The following is a 15,371-nucleotide window of genomic DNA, read 5'->3' on the forward strand; positions in this document are numbered from 1 at the left end:
GGCCATGCTGAGCAGGCTGCTCCCGGCACAGGGTCCCGCGCGCGTCCTCACCGGAATCACCCTGGTCCACACCCTGGGCCAGGGCCTGTGGATGGCGCTCAACGCCATCTACGCGATCACCGTCCTGAACCTGACGCCCGGCCAGTTCGGCGTCGGCGTCGGCATCGCGGCCGGCGTGGCACTGGCGGTCAGCACCCCGACCGGCCATCTGGCCGACCGGGTCGGACCGCGTTCCGTCCAGATCTGGTCCTTCATCGCCCTCGGGCCGCTGACCGCGGCGCTGCTCGCGGTGGACGGCTTCGCCATGTACGTGGCCGTGGTCAGCGTGCAGGCCGTCGCCTACAGCGCGAGCCGCAGCGCCCGGATGGCCATGGTGGCGGGCCTCGTGCCGCCCGAGGAACGCGTCACGGTACGCGCCTATCTGCGGGCCACGAGCAATGTCAGCGTCTCCGTGGGCGCGGCGCTGGCCGGTCTGCTGCTGGCCGTCGACTCGGTCGCGGCGTACCAGGGCGCCGTCGTCTTCAACGCCGCCACCTATCTGGCCACCGGGCTGCTCACCCTGCTGCTGCCCGCCGTCCCCGCCCAGCCGGCCCGGCCGGGGCCCGCGCTGATCGTGCTGCGGGACCGGCCGTATCTGACCTTCATCGTGCTGGACGGGCTGCTGTCCATGCACAATCTGCTGCTCGACGTCGTCCTTCCGCTGTGGGTGCTGGACCGCACCGACGCCCCGCGGTGGATGATCGCGGCCATCCTGCTCACCAACACCGTCGCCGTGGTGCTGCTCCAGGTCAGGGCCGCGCGCGGGACGGACGAACCATCTGCGGCGGCCCGCGCCTCGCGCTCGGGGTCGTGGTGCATCGCGGTCGCCTGTCTGGTGTTCTCCCTGACCGGCGACGCCTCGGCCCGGGTGGCCGGCGCGCTGCTCCTGCTGGGCGCGCTCGCCCATGTGCTGGGCGAGATCCGGCAGTCCGCCGGAAGCTGGGGCCTGTCGTTCGGTCTGGCGCCCGAGCACGCCCAGGGCCAGTACCAGGGCACCTACGCCATGGGCGCCGATCTGGGCAAGATGATCGCTCCCGCCCTGCTGACCTGGCTCGTGATCGAGCACGGAACCCTCGGCTGGATCGTCATGGCCGCCGGCTTCGCGCTGGTCGGGGCCGCCGTGCCGGCCGTGACGAAATGGGCGCTGCGCAGCGGAAAGGCCGCGGCCGATTACGTCGCGGTCTGAGCCGTCCGAATTCCGGCATTCTCCCGACACTTCTTCCTGACCGTAATTCGGCTCGTCTCGATTATGGGCGCATGCCGCACGGCCCGAGAACCGATAAAGAGGAGAGGACCACCATGACAGTGGGCGATATCTCCGCCGACTCATCCATTGCGGCACCGGCATTGCAATTGCCCATATGTGACGACGCCGCACCGACGACGGGCACCGGGACGTATTCCTGGTCCTCCGGGTCCTGGCCCGCGGACCTGGTCCATGCCGCCTTCACCGTGCTCGTCCACCGGTACAGCGGGCAGGACGACATCGTGCTGGCGCGGGCGGGCCTGGCCGTGCGGTCCTACGACGTACCGGGTCTGACGCTCACCGGCCTGGCCTCCGCGCTCGGCGACCGGTACGACGAAGCGGCCCGCACCGGCGGACCCGCCGACCTCGGCGACGGTCTGCGGGTCGGCACCGTCCACACCGGCGGCCCCGCTCCCGACCCGGAGGGTTTCGCGCTCCTCCTGGAGATCTCCGGCACCGGACTCACCCTGCACCACGACCGCGCGCTCTTCACCCCCGAGCTGATCCGGCGCATGGCCGCCAACCTCGACACCCTGCTGCACGACGCCGTACGGCGCCCGCTGGCGCCCGTCGCGGAGCTGGCCCTGCTCTCCGAGGGAGAGAGCGGGCGCCTGTTGCGGGAGTTCAACGACACCGCGCTCCCCTACGACCGCGGCACCACCGTGCACGCCCTCGTCGAGGCCCAGGCGGCCCGTACCCCCGACGCCCCGGCCGTCGAATGCGACGGCACCATCCTGACGTACCGCCAACTCGACCGGGAGGCGAACCGGTTGGCGCGTGCGCTCGCCTCCGGGGGGATCGGTCCGGGCTCCCGGATCGGGCTCTCCCTGCCGCGCACCCACCACGGGGTCGCGCTGCTGCTCGCGGTGCACAAGGCGGGCTGCGCCTACGTCCCCCTCGACCCGGCCTATCCGGCCGACCGGCTGACCGCCATCGCCGCGAGCGCCGACATGGCCGCCGTCGTCCACGACCGGGACACGGCCCCGGACTGGCTCGCCGGGGTGTCCGCGACCGCGCTGTCGTGGCCGGAGCTGTGGGAGAAGGCATCCGCCGAGGACGACACATCGCCGGACGTCGTCGTCGGCCCGCGGGACACCACCCATCTCATCTACACCTCCGGCTCGACCGGCATACCCAAGGGCGTGGTGATCAGCCATCGCGGCGTCGTCGCGCTCCTGGCCTGGTCCGAGGCCACCTACGGCGCCGAGGACCTGGCCCGCGTGCTGTTCTCCACGTCCCTCAACTTCGACCTGTCGGTGTACGAGCTGTGGGCCCCGCTCACCCGCGGCGGCTGTGTCGTCGTCGTGGACAACGTCCTCGCGCTCACGGAGGACCCCGGGCTGCACCCGACCCTGGTCAACACCGTGCCGAGCGCCCTCAACGTCCTGCTCCAGCGCGGGAGCGTGCCCGCCTCGACGCGGGTGCTCAACGTGGCCGGTGAGCCGCTCTCCAAGGAGCTGGTGAACGCCGCGTTCGCGAGCACGGGTGTGGAGCGGCTGTACAACCTGTACGGGCCCTCCGAGGACACCACGTACTCGACCTGGAAGTGCTTCACCGGCCCCACCGACCAGGCTCCCACGATCGGCGTCCCGGTCCACAACACCGTCGCGTATCTGCTCGACGCCGACGGCAGGCCCGTTCCGCACGGCGCCACCGGCGAACTCCACCTCGGCGGCGACGGGCTGGCCGACGGTTACATCAACGACCCCGAGCGCACCGGCGCCGCGTTCGTGCCCGCCCCGGACCGCCTCGGCCCGGTGCCGGGCGGCCGGCTGTACCGTACGGGCGATCTGGCCCGCTGGACCGAGGACGGCGAACTGCGCTTCCTCGGCCGCAAGGACAACCAGGTCAAGGTGCGCGGCTTCCGGATCGAGCTCGGCGAGATCGAGTCGGTGCTGCGCGAGGTCGTGGGCCTGCGCGACATCGCGGCGCTGGCCGTGGGCGGCGGCGCGGACACCCGGCTGGTCTGCTGGGTGGGCCTGGACGGCGCCGAGGTGACGACCGAGGCGATGGCCGCCCATCTGCGGGCCAAGCTGCCTCACTACATGCAGCCCGCCAAGATCGTCGTCGAGGAGCGGCTGCCCCGGCTGCCCAACGGCAAGGTCGACCGCAAGGCCCTCGCCGCCCGTCCGATCGACTGGGGCACCGACGCCGCCACGGCCTTCACCGGCGACGACCCCGACGAGGCGAGCGTGGCCCGGGTGTGGTCCGAACTCCTCGGTCTGTCCGGGATCTCGCCCGACCTGGACTTCTTCTCCGTGGGCGGGCACTCCCTGCTGGCCACGCTACTCGCGGCCCGCCTCTCCGACGCCGCCGGGCGGCCGGTGCGGGTGGCCGAGATCTACGGCCACCGCACCCTGGCGGAACAGGCGGAGCTGTTGCGGCGTACCCGCGAACAGGTCGCCGCCGAGGCGCCCGTGGACGCTCCCGCGCGGCTGCGTGCCGTCGCCGAGACGCTCCGTGAGTCGGCCCGTGGCCACGGTGTGCCGGGCGCGGGTACGGCGGTCTTCCTGGACGGGCGACTGGATCTGACGTACTACGGCGTCACCGACACCGACGCGCGCACCCCCTACGGCCCCCGGACCCGGCAGCGCGTCACCTGCATCAGCAAGGCGATGCTGGCCTTCGTCGCGCTCCGGCTCGTCGACCGCGGCCTGATCGGCCTGGACCAGCCGCTGAACGAGCTGCTGCCGCGGGCCTTCCGGCGCAGCGACGGCCGTACGGTCGAGGTCACCCTGCGCCACCTGCTGTCGCACACCAGCGGCGTCGATGACTCCTACGAGGTCTGGCACGACACCGACCTGCCCGACCTGGACACCTATCTGGACTCCCTGGCCGGTTACGGCCAGCTCTTCGAGCCCGGCGAGGTGTTCGCGTACTCGGCGGTCGGCACCTCGATCGTCGCCGCGCTGATCGAGCGGCTCCTCGGGATTCCCTGGCGCCGCGCGGTCAACGAGCTGATGCTCACCCCGCTCGGCATCAAGGAGATCCCGGAGACCCGCACCGAGGGCGGACACTACGGGCGCGCCATCTCCACCGGCTATGTCTGGACCGAGAACGTCAAGCAGTACGTACGGCATGATCCGCCGAGGCAGACCATCGCCGACGACGCCGCCGGGTCCTTCTCCGTCTGCCTGACCCTGGCCGAACTGGCGAGGATCGCCCGGCTCGCCGTCGACGACGGAGTCACGCCCGACGGTGAGCGGCTGCTGTCGGCGGAGCTGGCGCGGCAGATGCGCACGCCCCAAGTCCCCGTCCCCGGGCATCACTTCATGCACGCCTGGGGTCTGGGCTGGCTGATGTTCGGCCCGACCGCCTTCGGCTTCAACTCCAACGGCAGCGGCCACCACAACTTCATCCAGATCTTCCCCGAGGAGCGCTCCTTCCTCCTCCTGCTCGCCAACGCCTATCCGGCGTTCGGCCTCTACGAGGACCTGCTGCGGTCCCTCACCGGCGAGGGACTGATCCGCACCGGGCGCCCGTTCGAGATGGAACTCGACGACTGCGCCGGGCTGTACGCCTCAGACGGCTACCGGCTCCAGGTGGAGCGCGGCGCCGAGCATCTGCGCTACGCCTACTCCGAGCGGCAGCCGGACGGCGCGTGGCGGTGCCTCGACGAGGGCGACCTCGTCCTGTCCGGCGCGGGCGGGTTCAGCTCCATGTCCGAGAAGAACATCCTCGCCGGTTCCATCTCCTTCATTCCCACACCCGGTACCGCCACTCCGGGCTACGTCCGGATCGGCCAGCGGTTCGCGAGGAGAACCCGATGACCCCGACAGCACGGCATGTGGTCTTCGTGACCTGGAAGGCCGGCAACGCCCCGGCGTTCGAGGCGGCCAAGCGGCTCGGTCACCATGTGACGCTCATCCGCTCCCAGTTGATGGAGCAGTCCCAGAACATCGACTTCGACACCTCCCCCTACGGCCGGTTCGTCGACGAGGTCCACGTCCTGAAGGACGCCACCGACCTGGACGCCCTGCGCTCATGTGTCCGAGCGGTGCACCGGGAGCGGCCGGTGGACGGGTTCGTCGCCACCGTGGACGCGCTGGTGGTTCCCGTCGCGCGGATCGCCGAGGAGCTCGGGATCCCGTTCACCGACGCCGCCGCGGCCGTGACCGCCAAGCAGAAGGACCGCTGCCGGGACGTCCTCGCGGCGGCCGGCGTCGACAGCACCCGGCACGCCGTCGTCGACGGATTCGAGGAGGCCGCCGCCTTCGCCGCCGCCACCGGCTACCCGGTCGTCGTCAAACCGGCCCGGGGCTCCGGCAGCGAGGGCGCCCATGTCATCGCCGACGAGCGGGAGTTGGCCGAGATCCTCGGCCGGGCCGACGCGGGCGTCTACGCGGCGGGCATCCTCGTCGAGGAGTATCTGAGCGGACGCTTCCTCTCCGCGGAGATCGGCCTCACCCACGGCCGGTTCCTGCGGCTGGCCGTCAGCGAGCGTTCCACCTGGCGCCGCCACGAGGCGCTGGAGACCGGCACCACGATCCCCGCCGGGATCAGCGCCGCCGACCACGACCGGGTGATGGAGTTCGCCGAGGCCGTCGTCGGCGCGCTCGGGCTGCGGCTCGGCATCTTCCACGTCGAGATCATGCTCGGCGCGGACGGCACGCCCCGGCTCATCGAGGTCAATCCGCGCCTGATGGGGTCCTGTCTGCCGAACCTGTTCCGACTGGCCGGCGGCGGGGACATCTTCGAACTCCTCGTCCGGATCCACCTCGGCGAGCGGATCGAGCGCGGCCCGAGCGCCTTCACCCACTACGCGACCGTCCGCTGGTTCGGCGCCGCCGACACCGTGCCGAGGCCCCGCCGCGTACCGGACCTCGACTGGGCCGCCGCCGAGCACGGCGACACCCTGCACTCCTTCACCGTCCGCTTCCCCGACGGCGACACGCTCCTGCCCTGCCGGGGAAACCTCGGCAACTTCGGCGAGGTCCAGGTCGTGCACGCCGACCGCGCGACCTCGATCCGGATCGCCGAGGACATCGTCGCGGGCATGGCCGACCGACTCGGTTTTGAGGTGACCAGGTAATGGCCCCGACCGCCTTCTACGACCAGACCCGCAGGCAACTCGCCCGGCTGGGACTGCCCTTGGGCGACCTGGAGCGCATTCCGCGCTCCGACGGGACGTTCCCCGACGGGGGGCACTTCCGTATCGAGGTGCCCACGGTGAACACCGTCCAGGCCGCCGAGACCCTGCTCGGGGAGAGCCGCCGCCGGGGCTTCACCATCAACCGGATCACCGAGACCCGCGGCATGTACCGGCACACGGCCCGCGAGATCGCCACGTATGTCGCGCTCGGCAAGGAGTACGGCACCGAGATCCTGATGTCGGTCGGCCCGCGCGCCACGTACGACATCGGCGGCGGCGTGCAGACCCCCGAAGGTTCGCGCATCGGCTACCGGCTGCGCGGCCAGGACCAGGTCGTCCGGGCCGTGGAGGACGTCAAGCGCGGCATCGGCCTCGGCGTCCGCGGCTTCGTCGTCTACGACGAGGGGCTGCTGTGGGTGCTCGGGCGGCTGCGCAGCTCCGGTGAACTGCCCGCCGACATCCATCTGAAGGTCTCCGCGCACTGCGGCCAGGGCAACCCGGCCTCGGCGCAGATGCTGGAGATGCTCGGCGCGAACAGCTTCAATCCGGTGCGCGATCTGACGCTGCCGATGATCGCGGCGCTGCGGCAGGCGGTCCGGATCCCCCTGGACTGCCATGTGGACAACCCCCGGATGTCCGGCGGGTTCATCCGCACCTACGAGGCACCCGACATCGTCCGAGCCGCCGCGCCGGTCCATCTCAAGACGGGCAACAGCGCCCTCGACGGCCACGGCGTCAGCCCCACCCCCGCCCAGCTCGACGACATCCTGCGGCAGGTCGAGATCGTCACCGAGTTCCTCGCCCGGCACTATCCGCAGGCCCGCCAGAGCGGCGCCCGCTCCGCCGACCTCGCGGGAGCCGTCTCCGGGCTCCCCGGGAAGGAGTCCTGACCCGTGTGCCGCATCTACGGCTGCTTCGGCGGCGAAAGAGGCGAGCGCGCCGAACCTGACGTACTGGACGCGGTTGCGGCGGCGATGCTTCCGGGCGGGCCGGACGAACAGACCCGCCGCGACGGCGACGGCTGGACCCTCGGCACCAACCGGCTGGCCATCCAGGGCGTCGGCTCCGGCCACCAGCCTTTCGTGCGCGGGCAGTTGACCTGCGTCTTCAATGGCGAGATCTACAACCACCGGCAGCTGCGGACCGAACTCACCGCCCGGGGCCATGCCTTCGACGACGGTCACTGCGACGGGGACGTGCTGCTGCCGCTGTACGAGCTGTACGGGGACGCGTTCACCGCACGCCTTGAGGGCATGTTCGCGATCGCGCTGGTCGACGAGCGCGCGGAGCCCACGCTGAAGCTCTTCACCGACCACGCGGGCATGAAGTCGCTCTACTACTACCTGTCCGCCGACGGCCGCCGGCTGCGCTTCGCCTCCGAACTCCAGGCCCTCAGCAGGTTCCCCGACTTCCCCGACGAGCTCGACCCGCTCGCCGTCGACCGCTACCTCGGCGGCAAGGCCGTCTGGGGACCCGGCACGGTCCACACCCGGGTCCACACCCTGGAACCCGGCTCCACCCTGCGCTTCGCGAACGGGCGGACGACCGTCACGCACACCCCGCTGGAGCCCGCCGATCCGCATTGGCCGGACGGCGAGCCGACCGTCGCCGCCGCGGCGGAGCTGCTGGACGAGCTGCTGCGCACCGAGGTGGGCCGGATGGTCGAAGCCGATGTGCCGGTCTGCGTCATCACCAGCGGCGGGCTCGATTCCAGCTACACCACGGCCCTCGCCGCCCATCTGGTGTCCGACGTGGCCTCGTTCAACATCGCCTACCACGGCGACTGGCCGGCCGACGAACGGCACCACGCCGCGGCGGTGGCCCGGCACTGCGGCACCGCCCATCACCAGGTGCTCCTGGACCCGGCCGGATTCCCCGAACTGGTCGAGCGGTTCGTCCGCCATCTCGACCAGCCCAACAACGCCCCGCACAGCCTCAGTACGTTCGCCCTGTTCGAGGCCGTCCACCAGGCCGGTTTCAAGGTGGCCCTGACCGGCGACGGCGCCGACGAACTCTTCGCCGGGTACGCGCGGTTCGTCAAGGCCGACCGGGACGGCGCCGCCTCCTGGCACCGCACCTACCAGGGCACCATGGCCGCGGCCGACACGGCTGCCCTGGACCGGCTCTACACGCCCGACTACCTGGCCCATGTCAGGGCCACGGGCGGGTACTTCGGCGACCGCAGCGGCGATGAACTCGACCGCCGGGTGCGCTCGGGACGACGGGGCAAGCTGGAGACGCTGCTGCGCTACGACCAGTACGAGCGGTTCCCGTACTACATCCTGCGCCGCGTCGACCACTTGAGCATGGCCCACTCGGTGGAGGCCCGGATCCCCTTCCTCCAGCCGTCCGTGATGCGCCTGGCCCACGCACTGCCCGCGCACGTCAAGGTGGCCGGCGACACCGTGAAGGCACCGGTGGCCGAGGCCGCCCGGCGCTGGGTGCCGCGCAGCGTCGTGGAGCGGCCCAAGCAGCCGTTCACCCTGCCCGTCACCGCGATGATCAAGCCGGGTGAGGCGCTGTACGACATGATCGGCGACCTGCTCCTTCGCCCCGGCGCACGCTGCCGCGACTACGTCCGGCGGGACACCGTCCAGGACGTCTTCCGCACCCAGACCGAGAGCCCCGCGGCCCACGCCGCCGAGCTGCTCTGGTCCCTTCTGATGCTGGAGACCTGGCTCTCCGCACGCAGTCTCACACCCGCCCCCGTCCCGGAAGGCATACTCCGATGACCACCTCACCCCGTGTGACGTCCGTGCTCGCCGGCGTCACCAAGGACGACATACGCCGCGATCCCTTCCCGCACATCGTCATCAGCGACGCCCTGCCGCAGGACCTCTACGACGCGCTGGCCGCCTCGATGCCGACCGCCGAGTACATCGGCGAGCGGATCGGCAAACCGATCACCTCGAACGAGCGCTACAACTACATGTCCGAGATGATCCTGGGCGATCCGGCGACGGCACAGGTGTGGAAGGACTTCGTCGACTACCACGCCTCGCCCGCCTTCTACGAGGAGTTCCTCGACCTGTTCCAGGAGGATCTGCTCGCCAACCTGCCCGACGCCGAGAAGCAGACGGGCCCGCTGCGGGAGCTGCGCGTGGGCCGCCGCAACCGGGACGGCTTCGAGACCCACGACATCCTGCTGGACTGCACCGCCGTCATCAACTCGGCCGTCACCGGCAAGCCGTCCAGCTACCGCGGACCGCACGTGGACAAGCCGTACAAGCTCTTCGGCGGACTGTTCTACATGCGGCGGCCCGAGGACGACGCGGTCGGCGGCGACCTGATCCTGTACAAGTACCGGCCCGGCGCGCACAAGTTCCACACCAGCGCATCCGAGTACGGCGACAACCGCTTCGACATCGATCCGAGCTATGTCGAGGAGGTCACCACCGTCCCGTACCGCAGCAACACGCTGGTGATGTACCCCATCAACCGCCTTGCCCTGCACGGGGTCTCGGTGCGGAGCCTGACCCGGCACCAGCGCCGCTTCGTCGCCCTCGTCGGCGATCTCCAGCACCCGCTCTTCGACCTCGCGCTCTGAGAGGCACCCCGTGCTCCCCTTCGACCAGCGCACCGGGAAGATCTGGTACGACGGCGCCCTCGTGGACTGGGCCGACGCCAGACTCCATGTGCTCAGCCACGGACTGCACTACGCGTCCAGCATCTTCGAGGGCATCCGCGTCTACGGCGGCACACCGTTCCTGCTGAAGGAGCACATCGCCCGGCTGGGCTCCTCGGCACGCGTCCTCGACTTCGACCTCGAACACGGCGAGGAGGAACTGTACGAGGCGACCCTCGCGGTCGTCGCCGAGGCGGGCATCACCGAGGGCTACGTCCGGATGAACGCCTGGCGCGGCTCGGAGATCATCCAGACCGCGGCGCTGAAGACCTCGATCCACACCTCGGTGGCCGCCTGGGAACTCCCGGAGGGCTACTACGCCGCAGCGGACGCCCTGGAGAAGGGCATCTCCCTGGTCACCGGCCGCTACCGGCGGCCCTCGCCCGAGTTCGCGCCGGTCAAGAGCAAGGCGGCCGGCAACTACATGATCGGCACGGTCAGCAAGAACGAGGCGCTGCGGGCCGGTTTCGACGACGCGCTGCTCCTGGACGACCGCGGCAACTTCGTCGAGGCGACCGGGGCGCACCTGTTCTTCACCAAGGACGGCGCGCTGCACACCCCGACGACCCGCTGCACCATCGAGGGCATCACCCGGGCGTGCGTGCTGGCGATCGCCGGGCGCGAGGGCATCGAGTGCACGGTCGGCGATCTGCCGCCGGCGTTCGCGGGCGCGGCGGACGGCGCGTTCCTGTGCGGCACCGCCTGCGAGATTCTGCCGGTCGCCCGCATCGATGATCACTACTACGCCCTCGGCGGCAATGACGTACTGCGCAGGATCGTCACCGGATACCGGGAGCTGACCGAGGGACGCGCCGAGGCGCGCATCCGGTAACGACGAGCAGGGGCACGTGCAATGGGAGCGGTAGAGGCTCTGGAGAAGCTGGTACCGGTGGTGCTGGCCTTCGGCTGCGGGGTCGTCCTCGCCCGGCGGAAGGTGGTGCCGGCCGAGAGCTCGAAGGTCTTCGCGGACTACGCCTTCCTCTTCGCCGTGCCCTGCTTCCTGTTCGGGAACATCTACCGCAGCGATCTGGGGGCGCTGTTCGACTGGCGGGCCATCACCGGCTACGCGACCGCGGCCGGCGCCGCCGCCGTGCTCACCGGAGTGGTGGCGCGGGCCACCGGCGTACGCGACCCGCGCGGGGTGGCGCTGCGCATCATGGCGGCCGTCCAGGTCAACACCGCCTATTTCGCGGTGCCGGTGTTCATCATGCTGTTCGGGAACGCGGCGCCGATCTTCCCGGTGCTGCTGTTCCAGGTCTGCGTGCTGTCCCTGGTGATCATCTCGATCATGGAGCTGGGGCGCCCGGACCGGGTCGGCAGCCCCGCGCGACGGCTCGGCTCGGCCGTCACCGCCTCGCTGCTGACCCCGGTGGTCATCGCCTGCAACGCCGGCATCCTGCTCAACCTGGTGCCCGTGACGGTGCCCGGGGTGGTGCTCGACAGCTTCGCGTTCGTCGGCGACAGTGCCTCGCCGGTGGCGCTGTTCGCGCTCGGGCTGCACCTCGGCGGCAGCGGCCTGAACCTGCGCGGCACCACCCGGGAGGAGATGTGGATCATCGCCTTCAAGTGCGTCGCCCTGCCCCTGATCACCTACGGGGTCTGTCACCACCTCTTCGGCGTCGGCGGCGAGTGGCTCGGCTACCTCGTGCTGATCGCGGCCATGCCCGCGCCGCAGAACCTGTTCATCTTCGCCCAGCGCTACGACGTCGGGGTCGACATGTCCGCCGCCCTCGTCGTCAAGAGCTCGCTGGTCGCGCTGCTCCTGCTCCCGCTGTGGACGCAGTGGGCGGCGCAGACGTCCTGAGGCATCCGACCGATCACGAAAGGCAGTTCCGTGACCACCAGCGCACAGCTCACCCGCATCACCGTCCGGCAGGTCGCCGGCCGCATCGGCGCCGAGATCTCCGGCGTCGACCTCCGCGAGGAGCTCGACGAGTCCACGGTGGCGGAGATCCGCCAGGCCGTGCTGACCCACCGCGTCGTGTTCTTCCGGGACCAGGACCTCACCCACGCCCAGCACATCGCCTTCGGCCGCCGCTTCGGCGCGCTGACCCGGCGCCCCGGCAAGAAGCACGGCGTGCACCCCGAGGGCCACCCGGAGATCCTCACGGTCGACCCCAGGCGGGACACCGAGCGGTACGGCGCCGACTTCGAGGAGCACTACCGCCGCAAGTGGCTCTCCCCGCTCGCGGGCTGGCACAGCGATCTCAGCCAGGCGGTCAACCCGCCCAGCCTGTCGATCCTGCGCGCCGAGCGGACCCCGGAGTTCGGCGGCGACACCCAGTGGACCAACACCGTCGCCGCCTACGAGGGCCTGTCGGCGCCGCTGCGGGAGTTCGTGGACGGGCTGACGGCGGAGCACGCCTTCTTCACCGCCGTCCATCTGCGCCACTCCGACGAGCGGGACCGCGAGATCCTCAAGATCTACTGCGAGGACCCGCAGGTCGCCGTCCACCCGGTGGTGCGCGTCCACCCCGAGACCGGCGAGAAGGCGCTCTTCGTCAGCCCCGGCTCGACCACCCGGATCACCGGGTTCACCGAGCTGGAGAGCCGGCATCTGCTGGAGCTGCTCTTCCAGCACCTGACCAGCGCCGAGTACACCGTCCGCTTCCGCTGGGAGCCCGGCTCCCTCGCCTTCTGGGACAACCGCAGCACCTGCCATCTCGCCCCCACCGACTTCGCGCACCTCGACGTCGACCGGGTGATGCACCGCGTCACCGTCCTCGGCGAGCCCGCGCAGGGGCCCGACGGATTCGTCTCGCAGTCGGTGAGCGGGGAACCGATGCACGCCTGGTAGCCGGGGAGCAGCGGCTGAACGCGCCCGGACGGCGGGGCCCGCCTACGCTGGAAGCGGACAATTCCCCCCTTCCGGAAAGGGGGCGGCCATGGCTTCCCCTTCGAAGGCGGGCGCGGCTCTCTCCGCGCTGCGCGAGGATCTCAGCGGTGATGTGTTCGCCCCGGGGGACCCCGGCTACGACGACGCCCGCATCGTCTTCAACGCGATGATCGACAAGCGTCCGGCCGTCATCGCCCAGTGCGTGGACGAGGCCGACGTCATGCGCTCGGTGCGCTTCGCCCGGGACCTGGACCTGAACATCGCGGTGCGCGGCGGCGGCCACAGCGTGGCGGGCTCGGCACTCAACGACGGCGGTCTCGTCATCGACCTGCGCCATATGCGCGGGGTCACCGTCGACCCGGCGGCCGAGGCGGTACGGGTCGCGGGCGGCGCCACGATGAGCGACCTGGACCACGCGACCCAGGCACACGGACTGGTCACGACCGGCGGCCGGGTCTCCACCACCGGTGTCGGCGGCTTCGTGCTCGGCGGCGGCTCGGGCTGGCTGGACCGCTGGAGCGGGCTGGCCGTCGACAACCTGATCGCCGTGGAGCTGGTCACCGCCGACGGCCGTCAGGTCCACGCGAGCGCCGACGAGAACCCGGAGCTGTTCTGGGCGCTGCACGGCGGGGGCGGCAACTTCGGCGTGGCGACCTCACTCACCCTGAACCTGTACGAACTGCCCGAGTTCTCCCTCGCGTTCCTGCTGTACCTCCCGGAGCACGGCCCCGAGGTCGTGCGCACCTACCGCGATGTGCTCGCCGTGGCCCCGAACGAGGCGGGCGGCGGCGTCCTCTATCTCACCGGCCCGCCCGAGGAGTTCTGCCCGCCGCACCTCCAGGGCACGCTGCTGTGCGCGATGCTCCTGACGTACGCCGGGGGCGAGGCGGACATGCGCAAGGTGGCCGAGCCGCTGCTGGCGCTGCCGCACGAGGTGGAGGTCGCCGTCGGGGCGATGCCGTACGTCGACGCGCAGTGCATGATCGACGATCCGCCGGGCATGCGGAACTACTGGTCGGCGGAGTATCTGACGGGGCTGCCGGACGACTACGTCGACGTGTTCTGCGCGGGCGCGGAGTCGATGCCCGTGCCGTCGGGGACCATCCATGTGGTGTTCCCGCAGGGCGGCGCCATCGCCGAGGGTCCGCACGAGTTCCCGGTGCCCTACCGGGACGCGCCCTGGGCCACGCATCCCTTCGGCATGTGGGAGGACGCGGCCGACGACGAGCGGGGCATCCAGTGGGTCCGGGACGTCCGGGCCGACGCGCGGCCCTGGAGCACCGGCGCGGTCTACCTCAACTTCATCGGCGCGGAGGGCCCGGACCGGGTGATCGCCGGAATCGGCGCGGACAACTACCGGCGCATGGAGGAGGTCAAGCGCCAGTACGACCCGGACAACGTGTTCCGCTTCAACCACAACATCAGGCCGAGGTGAACGGTCCGGTGGCGGCGGGCAGGTGAGGGTGATCGCGCCCGTGCGGCACAGCTCCGTGCTCTCAGGCCCACCCCGGCAAGCGGGCGAAGGCCCGCAGCGTCCGCTCCCCGCCCGGATCCCCGGCCGTCGCCGGGACCAGCGCGATCTCGTCCAGGCCCGCCTCCGCGTAGGCCTCCACCCGTGCGCGTACGGCGTCCAGGTCGCCGACCAGCCCCATGACGCCCGCCGCCGCCTCGGGCACCCGCGGGTCCTCCCCCGCCGCCGCCCGCCGCACGGCCTCGCCGAAGCCCGCGGCGGCGAACACCTCGCGGTAGCCCGGCACCGTCAGGTATCCGGCGATGCCGCGCAGGATCTGGGCGAGTGAGGCGGGGCCGGGGTCGACCGCGGCGGGCAGCCAGGCGGCCAGCGTGGGAGGGGTACGGCCCGCCCGGTCAGCGGCGGCGTGCAGCTTGGCGCGCAGTTCGCGGACCTGGTCCGGGGAGACCATGTCGAGGAGCATGCGGTCGGCGTGCCGGGCGGCCGTGCCGACGGCCCGGTCACCGAAGGCCGCCACGGTGAGCGGGCCGCCGGGCGCCCGGTGCCGGCGCCGGAAGCCGCTGCCGGGGACCACCGGCTCACCCGGCGCCACGGGCAGCAGCGCCCGCACCGCCGCAGCCGACTCCTCCAGTACGGCCGCCGGGCGCACCCGGGCCCGCCCGTGCACCCCCTCCACGACCCGCTTGCTCGACGTACCCAGCGCCACCCCGACCGGGCGCCCCGTCACGGCCGCGCAGGAGGCCGCGCCCCGCACGATCGTGAGCGGATCGCGTACCGACACCGGCACCGGGCCCGCCGTCAGCGCGACGCTCTCGGTGCTGCGTCCGATCGCCGTGGCGAGGACGAAGGCGTCCCAGGTCGGCCCCTCCCCCGCCCACACCTCCCGGTAGCCGAGCCGGTCGGCGGCGACCGCCACCCGCAACGGCTCCTCGACCGCGCTGTCGTCCTCCCGCGCCACGGCGACCACACTGAAGTCCATGGCGGAGCGGCTACCCCGCCACGGGCACCCCAACCTGCCTGCCGCATCGCCCGGAGATGTCCCGGAGGCAGGGGCCCAGGTAG

General features: G+C 71.6%; 11 protein-coding genes. 10 read left to right on the forward strand and 1 reads right to left on the reverse strand.

The window, feature by feature from the left end; translation table 11 throughout:
- Positions 1–4: 4 nt before the first annotated feature.
- The 10 genes from STRCI_RS09390 (at position 5) to STRCI_RS09435 (ending at position 14,273) form a co-directional block, all read left to right on the forward strand.
- On the forward strand, positions 5–1,225 hold the full coding sequence (locus tag STRCI_RS09390; protein ID WP_269658405.1) for an MFS transporter: 1,221 nt from the start codon (positions 5–7) through the stop codon (positions 1,223–1,225).
- Between the two features lie 113 nt (positions 1,226–1,338).
- Entirely contained in the window at positions 1,339–5,055 is a 3,717-nt protein-coding gene (locus STRCI_RS09395; RefSeq protein WP_269658406.1) for a non-ribosomal peptide synthetase, read from the forward strand.
- Positions 5,052–6,317 (forward strand): ATP-grasp domain-containing protein, encoded by a 1,266-nt coding sequence (locus tag STRCI_RS09400; RefSeq protein ID WP_269658407.1) that lies wholly within the window; start codon positions 5,052–5,054, stop codon positions 6,315–6,317. Before STRCI_RS09395 ends, STRCI_RS09400 begins: the two co-directional genes overlap by 4 nt.
- Positions 6,317–7,267, forward strand: coding sequence for a peptidase (locus STRCI_RS09405; protein WP_269658408.1), 951 nt, complete (start codon positions 6,317–6,319; stop codon positions 7,265–7,267). Before STRCI_RS09400 ends, STRCI_RS09405 begins: the two co-directional genes overlap by 1 nt.
- Before the next feature lie 3 nt (positions 7,268–7,270).
- A complete protein-coding gene (gene asnB, locus STRCI_RS09410) occupies positions 7,271–9,109 on the forward strand; it encodes an asparagine synthase (glutamine-hydrolyzing) (RefSeq protein WP_269658409.1) in 1,839 nt (612 codons plus the stop codon).
- Positions 9,106–9,924 carry a hypothetical protein gene (locus STRCI_RS09415; RefSeq protein WP_269658410.1) on the forward strand — a complete coding sequence of 273 codons (819 nt, stop codon included), beginning with the start codon at positions 9,106–9,108 and terminating at the stop codon, positions 9,922–9,924. The genes asnB and STRCI_RS09415 overlap by 4 nt, the downstream gene beginning before the upstream one ends.
- Before the next feature lie 10 nt (positions 9,925–9,934).
- Entirely contained in the window at positions 9,935–10,834 is a 900-nt protein-coding gene (locus tag STRCI_RS09420; protein ID WP_269658411.1) for an aminotransferase class IV, read from the forward strand.
- A 21-nt stretch (positions 10,835–10,855) separates the two neighbouring features.
- Positions 10,856–11,806 carry an AEC family transporter gene (locus STRCI_RS09425; protein WP_269658412.1) on the forward strand — a complete coding sequence of 317 codons (951 nt, stop codon included), beginning with the start codon at positions 10,856–10,858 and terminating at the stop codon, positions 11,804–11,806.
- Between the two features lie 30 nt (positions 11,807–11,836).
- Positions 11,837–12,799 (forward strand): TauD/TfdA dioxygenase family protein, encoded by a 963-nt coding sequence (locus STRCI_RS09430; RefSeq protein ID WP_269658413.1) that lies wholly within the window; start codon positions 11,837–11,839, stop codon positions 12,797–12,799.
- An 88-nt stretch (positions 12,800–12,887) separates the two neighbouring features.
- The gene (locus STRCI_RS09435) at positions 12,888–14,273 is read left to right on the forward strand and encodes an FAD-binding oxidoreductase (protein ID WP_269658414.1); all 1,386 of its coding nucleotides are present in this window, start codon (positions 12,888–12,890) and stop codon (positions 14,271–14,273) included.
- A gap of 61 nt (positions 14,274–14,334) precedes the next feature.
- On the opposite strand, the gene STRCI_RS09440 is transcribed toward STRCI_RS09435, so the two are convergent.
- Positions 14,335–15,288, reverse strand: a complete 954-nt coding sequence (locus tag STRCI_RS09440; RefSeq protein ID WP_269658415.1) for an LLM class F420-dependent oxidoreductase — start codon at positions 15,286–15,288, stop codon at positions 14,335–14,337.
- Between the last annotated feature and the right edge of the window lie 83 nt (positions 15,289–15,371).

The sequence above is a fragment of the Streptomyces cinnabarinus genome, assembly GCF_027270315.1.
Classification (GTDB): Bacteria; Actinomycetota; Actinomycetes; order Streptomycetales; family Streptomycetaceae; genus Streptomyces; species Streptomyces cinnabarinus.